Annotated in this window: 5 protein-coding genes and 2 pseudogenes; 2 read left to right on the forward strand and 5 right to left on the reverse strand. The window is 65.6% G+C overall.

Going from position 1 to position 5793, the window contains the following annotated elements:
• Positions 1 to 201: 201 nt before the first annotated feature.
• Entirely contained in the window at positions 202 to 330 is a 129-nt protein-coding gene (locus NMK44_RS42350; protein ID WP_302889243.1) for a hypothetical protein, read from the forward strand.
• An 8-nt stretch (positions 331 to 338) separates the two neighbouring features.
• Here NMK44_RS42350 and NMK44_RS41665 read toward each other — a convergent pair.
• Positions 339 to 1226, reverse strand: a pseudogene (locus tag NMK44_RS41665) (IS110 family RNA-guided transposase); the annotation flags it as partial.
• Positions 1227 to 1347: 121 nt separating this feature from the next.
• Between NMK44_RS41665 and NMK44_RS41670 the strand changes: the two are divergent.
• Positions 1348 to 1977 (forward strand): class I SAM-dependent methyltransferase, encoded by a 630-nt coding sequence (locus NMK44_RS41670; RefSeq protein WP_254753366.1) that lies wholly within the window; start codon positions 1348 to 1350, stop codon positions 1975 to 1977.
• Positions 1978 to 2008: 31 nt separating this feature from the next.
• Here the strand turns inward: NMK44_RS41670 and istB are convergent, their stop codons facing one another.
• The 4 genes and pseudogenes from istB to NMK44_RS41690 form a co-directional block, all read right to left on the reverse strand.
• Positions 2009 to 2779, reverse strand: coding sequence for an IS21-like element helper ATPase IstB (gene istB, locus NMK44_RS41675; protein ID WP_254753367.1), 771 nt, complete (start codon positions 2777 to 2779; stop codon positions 2009 to 2011).
• Positions 2776 to 4197 carry an IS21 family transposase gene (gene istA / locus NMK44_RS41680; RefSeq protein ID WP_428849376.1) on the reverse strand — a complete coding sequence of 474 codons (1422 nt, stop codon included), beginning with the start codon at positions 4195 to 4197 and terminating at the stop codon, positions 2776 to 2778. The genes istB and istA overlap by 4 nt, the downstream gene beginning before the upstream one ends.
• 104 nt (positions 4198 to 4301) lie before the next feature.
• Positions 4302 to 4562 (reverse strand): annotated as a pseudogene (locus NMK44_RS41685) (IS110 family transposase); the annotation flags it as partial.
• 250 nt (positions 4563 to 4812) lie between these two features.
• On the reverse strand, positions 4813 to 5298 hold the full coding sequence (locus tag NMK44_RS41690) for a hypothetical protein (RefSeq protein ID WP_254753368.1): 486 nt from the start codon (positions 5296 to 5298) through the stop codon (positions 4813 to 4815).
• Positions 5299 to 5793: the final 495 nt, after the last annotated feature.

The raw sequence follows: 5793 nt of genomic DNA on the forward strand, positions 1-5793 counted from the left end.
GCCAACTGAGGCCGCGACAAAGGAGGAAGAGACGAGCCAGCAGCCGAAGGCGAGGGTTGATAAGCCACCCCGAAAGCCTCCCACGCACAACGCCAGCACACCCACTGAACTTACGAAAAGATCAGTAAAGGGTGGGCCGGTCGGTGGCCTGACGGGCTTTAGACGCCGTTTCTGATGGCGTGATCGTTCGTTGATCCGTGCATGACGGATCTCGTTGAGCGGCTGATACCAGAGGAGTTATGGACGCTGTCCCGGCGGGTGGTCCCGCCGACGTTCGCCTTCGTCGGCATAGCCGCTGCCCTCATCGGCTACTGCCGACTCACCTCCTAATGACGTTGTCAAGCTGCGCTTGTGACAGGGAGTTCGCTTTGGTAGCACCGTCCGTCACGGATCAGGGCCCACATGACGTTCACTCGTCGACGGGCCAGGGCGAGGACGGCCTGGACGTGTCGCTTGCCTTCGGCGCGCTTGCGTTCGTAGAAGCGGCGGGACGCACCGCAGTTGCGGATGCTGATCAGCGCGGAGGTGTAGAAGACGCGTTGGAGGCCGCGGTGGTAGCGGCGGAGACGGTGCAGGTTGCCGCTGATGCTGCCCGAGTCCCTGGGCACCGGAGCGGCACCGGCGAGGCTGGCGAGTCGGTCCGCAGAGCCGTATCGGTTCATGTCGCCAGCGGTGGCGGCGAGGAATTCTGCACCCATCAACGGGCCGGTGCCGGGCGTGCTCTCGATCACTTCGGCGAGGTCGTGTTCGCGAAATCGGGCCGCAATGAGCTTGTCGATCTCGGCGAGCTGCTCGTTGAGGCCGGTGTGCTGTCGGTCGGCCGCTTCGAGGGCGGCCTCGGCAAGGGCCTCGGCCCCGCGGACCTTGCGGTTCCTCAGCCAGGTCTCCAGTCGCTTGCGGCCGGTCCGCCGCAGAGCGGCAGGGGTCTGAAATCCGGTCAGCAGGACCAGCGGGCCCACGTTGCCCAGATCGAGTACCCGTTCCAGGGCGGGGAAGATGCTGGTCAACTGGCCGCGCAGATGGTTGATCCTGCGCGTGCGGTCGGCGTTGATGTCGGCCCGACGGCCGGTGAGCACGCGCAGGTCGATGGCGTGCTCGGCATCCGGCCCCAGCGCGGTCAGGTCCCGGCGCATCCGGGCCTGGTCGGCGATGACGGTGGCGTCCTTGGCGTCCGTCTTCCCGGTGCCCCGGTAGCCGGCCGACGCGCGGTTGACCGCGAGGCCGGGTGTCGGCGTACGAGCTGAAGTGCAGAGCCGCGTACAGATGAATGTGCAGAGCTGTTAGGGCCTGTCCCCGGCACGGGGCCGGAGAAGCTGCGAACGTGCGCGGATGTTAGCTTCGCTTGCCGTGATGGAGCACCAGGACGACACTAGGGCGGCCTACGACGGGGGCGTCGAGCTGTATGCGTCGCTGTTCGCTAATCGGTTGGAGACGCAGCCGTTCTCGCGGAACATGATCGGCACCTTTGCCGAGCTGGTGCGCGGGACGGGGAACCCGCGGGCAGCGGACGTCGGGTGCGGCCCGGGACATCTGACGGCCATGCTGCACGACCTGGGGCTGGACGCCTTCGGGCTCGACCTCTCTCCGGGCATGGTCGACCACGCCCGGCGGGCGCATCCTGCGCTGCGGTTCGACGAGGCGCGGATGGAGGACCTGCCGGTCGAGGACGGCGCGCTCGGCGGCGTGCTGGCCCACTACTCTATGATCCATACCCCGCCTGAAGAATTGCCTGCGCTGCTCGCCGAGCAGGTGCGTGTCCTGGCGCCGGGCGGCCTGCTGCTGGTCTCGTTCTTTGCGACCGACGGACCGGAGCCGGTTCGCTTCGACCACAAGGTAACGCCCGCCTATAGCTGGCCGGCGGACCGGTTCGCCGAGTTGCTGGCCGAGGCCGGGCTCACCACGTTCGCCCGGCTGCTCCACGACCCGGCCTCCGACCGGGGTTTCCTCGACGCCCACTTGCTGGCCCGCCGCCACTAGAGCGTGCCCCGTGGTCTTTGGGCGGCAGCGCTTAAGCGACTTCGGTCTCTCGCTCGATGGCCTTGAGGCGGTTCTTCAGGCGGTAGCTGGGGCCGTTGATGCAGATCACTTCGCAGTGGTGCAGGAGGCGGTCGAGGATGGCGGTGGCCAGGACCTCGTCGCCGAACACCTGTCCCCATTCGCTGAAGGTCTTGTTTGAGGTCAGGATGATCGAGCCCTTCTCGTAGCGCTTCGAGATCACCTGGAAGACCAAGTTCGCCTCGGCTCGTTCCAGCGGCTGGTATCCGACTTCATCGACGACGAGGACGCTGGGCCGCAGGTAGGTGCCGAGCTTACTGGTCAGACGGCCGGCGGCCTCGGCGGCTTTGAGGTGGCGGACCATGTCGTCGAGGCTGGTGAAGTAGATCGAGTAGCCGGCCCGGCAGGCCGCGACCGCCAGGGCGACAGCGATATGCGTCTTGCCCACCCCGGGCGGCCCCAGCAGGGCGGCGTTCGCCTTGGCCTCGACGAACGACAGGGTGGCGAGGTCTTTGACCTTGCGCGGGTCGAGGTCGGGCTGGAAGGAGAAGTCGTACTCGTCCAGAGTCTTGTGGTGGGGCAGCCGGGACAGCCGCAGGCCCTGGCGGAAGCGGCGGTCGTCGCGGACGGCAAGTTCCTCGGACAGCACCAGATCGAGGAAGTCGAGATAGCCCAACTTGCCCTCGTCAGCCCGCCGGATGTACTCGCTGATGGTCTCGGTCAGGTGGGGCAGGCCGAGCTTGCCGGCTGTGTTGCGGATGCGGGTGGAGACCAGCTCGCTCAAGACATTTCCCTCGTGCTCGGGTGGGTGGTGAAGGGACGGGTGCCGGTCAGTTCGTCATAGACCGACAGTGGACGGCGGCCGACCTCGATGCGGGTGGCGGCAGCCCGGTTCAGCAGGGCCTGCAGCGGTCCGGCCTCCTCGCCCAGAGGACGTTCGCGCCGGGGCTGGGGGACGTCGCCGGTGGTGGTGCGGCGGCCCTTGCCGGTGGGCAGGCCGTCCCAGTGGGTCTCCTCGACGACCCGGACGCCGCGGCCGACCGCCCGAGGGTGCATGGCCAGCAGCGTCTCGCCGCTGGCGTCCGCGGCGGTCGAGTGCACCATGATCTGTGACTTCGTGGCCCGGATCTCGACCAGCTGGCGGGGGCGGACTCGGCGGGCGGGCACCGAGTAGAGGTTGCCGCCGAAGGCGACCAGGCAGTCCTTGCCGACCGGCCGCAGATGCCGTTCGGCCACCAGATAGGGGGTGGGCGGCAGCGGCTTGAGAGCCGCGTGGTCACGGGCCGCCCGTTCGCCGATGACCTCCCGGTGCGTCTTGTGGATCTGGGCCCGCCGCTGCGGCACCCAGGCGGCGAAGGCCGCGTCCATCTCCTCGACGGAGGAGAAGGCCCGGCCGGACAGGACGTGATCGCGGACGATGAGGACCTGGCGTTCGACGCGGCCTTTCCCAGTGGGCCGGTAGGCGGCCAGGACGTCGATGTCGAAGTCGTAGTGACCGGCGAAGCCGACCGCTTCCGGGTGCAGCGGGACCGCCTCGCCGGGGGCGACGTGGCGTCGGACGACGGTCTTGGTCCGGTCGTAGACGATCGTCATCGGGACCCCGCCGAAGTGAGCGAACGCGCGGCGGTGGCAGTCGAAGAAGGTCTGCAGGTCCTGGCTGGTGGTGAAGCAGCAGAACGGGTCGCGTGAGTACGACAGCGTCATGTGGAAGGAGTAGACCTTCGCGATGCCCATGTGGGCGAGGATCTTGCCTTCGTCACCCCAGTCCACCTGGGCCTGGGCGCCCGGGATGACCTCGAATCGGCGGTGCATGCCCGCCAGCTCTTTCGGCGTGATGCCGAGTTCCTCGGCGATCCGGGGCCGGGCTTCCTGGACGTAGAGCTTGGTCCGCTGGTAGTTGCCGGTGAACCCGTACTCCGCGGCCAGCCGCTCGTGGATGACAGCGGCCTTCATCAGGATCTCCGCCCGCAGCATCGAGTCGACCAGCGGCGCGAACTCGTCGATCACCCTGGCCCGGGACCGGCCGTTCGGCGACCGGCGCGGAGGCGAGGCGGGTCCATCGGCTGACAGATACTTGCTGACCGTCCGCCAGTTCAGGCCGGTCTCCTTGGCGACCTCGGTCAGGCTCATGGCTCCGGACTCGACCAGGCCACGAAAACGCCGTAGTTCCAGCCAGCGCTGCGGATCCAGGACCACGGCCACCCCATCTCTGCGACCTCGACCAACAGGCAGCAGAGTGCCGAATCCCGAACCTCAGCACATCAGGAACTCTGCACGTTCATCCGTACGCGGCCATGCACGTTCACGTGTACGCCGACACCGGGTATGTAGACGAGCTGCTGACCGTGATTGAGCAGGAGATTGATCCACAGAGCGGCCATGCCATCAGCGACGTCGACCGCCCAGACCACGTCCTCGTCAATCGCCAGCACGTCGGCGAGCAGGGTCATCAGCTCCGGCTCATCGTTCAGCACTCGCCGCGACAGCAGCCGCTTGCCCTCGGCGTCCAGCACCACGCAGTGGTGGTGCGTCTTGCCGATGTCCGTTCCCGCCCAGATCCGGGCCACCTGTTCCTCCGGTCGTTCGATGCGCGCTGTTGCTCCGGACGACCTCGCCAGCGTGGTCCTACTCAGCGATGCACCCGCAGGGGCCCGCATCTCCTAATCAGCGGCCGAGTCGTCGTGAGACGCCGGGCGGCCAGGTGAGGCGAACCATCTGGTGCAACCAACTGAAAGCCATACCCGGCGTCTCTGGATCTCTGGACCTTACGACGGCCCGTCCAACCCACAAACAACATAGGGCCAACTGAAACGACGTCTAAGCAACGAGCTTCACCGTATAGGTGACGATGAGCTTGGCTGCGACATCACCGTTGAGGATGACGTTGTAGTCGCAAGAGACGGTTTTGAGCCCGTTGATCTCATCAAAGCGCACCTGGCGGTTGAAGTTGCCTTGATACACTCGGTCGGGATGGAGTTGGCCGCTCAATACTATGTCTTCTTTCAAGTTCCGGCTGAATATCAACATCTGGTTGAGTTGCTCTGCGGTCTCCTGCTCGAAGCGAGAGATCGTAAGTCGCCTTGTGACGTTATACGTGAGGCTCTGACCTGGCGGAATGTGTGTTGCCCCGCTGGGGTGCACCGGCTGCCCAGGTTTTCTCAGGTAGAGATTCTCGGACTCAAATACTTGCTCATCGTCTATGCTGCGGACTGCCATGGCGTTGATAGCGCCCTTTGGTGATACGTTGTCACTGCCCGCGTTCTGCATGGTGGTCAACGTAACGTCAACTATCTTGGTCGGCATAACGCCCCTCCTTATGATCTCCGTCTTGTGCGGTGAAATCTCAGTTGAGCGGCATCGTCCGGTGAGTCAAATCATCAGTCGAGTGATTCGCGGAACCTTCGCCGATAGCAGCCGTGGATCAGGCTATTCCTGGCCTTGAGTCGCCCTCGCGAGAATTTACGGCGCACATCAGCGCACTCACCACCAGTATCCCGTGTGCGGACTACTTCAGCACGTCAGCAGATCACGCAGGTCAGACCAGTGGCGCGAGGGCGGTTGGCCCGGTGATGATTGGCCCCTGACGCAGGCCGCCGGCCGTCCACTGCGCGGAAGATTCTCCTGAGCCTACTCTCGCCGTCGCGCTCGGCGATGACTGTCTCCATGACACTTACTGATCTTTTCGTAAGTTCAGTGGGTGTGCTGGGTGAATGGTCAGGCCGGTGTGGGCGAGAAAGGACCATGGCAGTTGTGGGTTGTGGTTGATGCGGTTGATGCCTTGTTCGGTGGCGTCGGCGA

The sequence above is a fragment of the Streptomyces cucumeris genome, assembly GCF_024295805.1.
Taxonomy (GTDB): domain Bacteria; phylum Actinomycetota; class Actinomycetes; order Streptomycetales; family Streptomycetaceae; genus Streptomyces; species Streptomyces cucumeris.

Coding starts and splice junctions, on each gene's coding strand:
- NMK44_RS42350 (WP_302889243.1), top strand. CDS start 202: ATGACGGATCTCGTTGAGCGGCTGATACCAGAGGAGTTATGGACGCTG.
- NMK44_RS41690 (WP_254753368.1), bottom strand. CDS start 5,298: ATGCCGACCAAGATAGTTGACGTTACGTTGACCACCATGCAGAACGCG.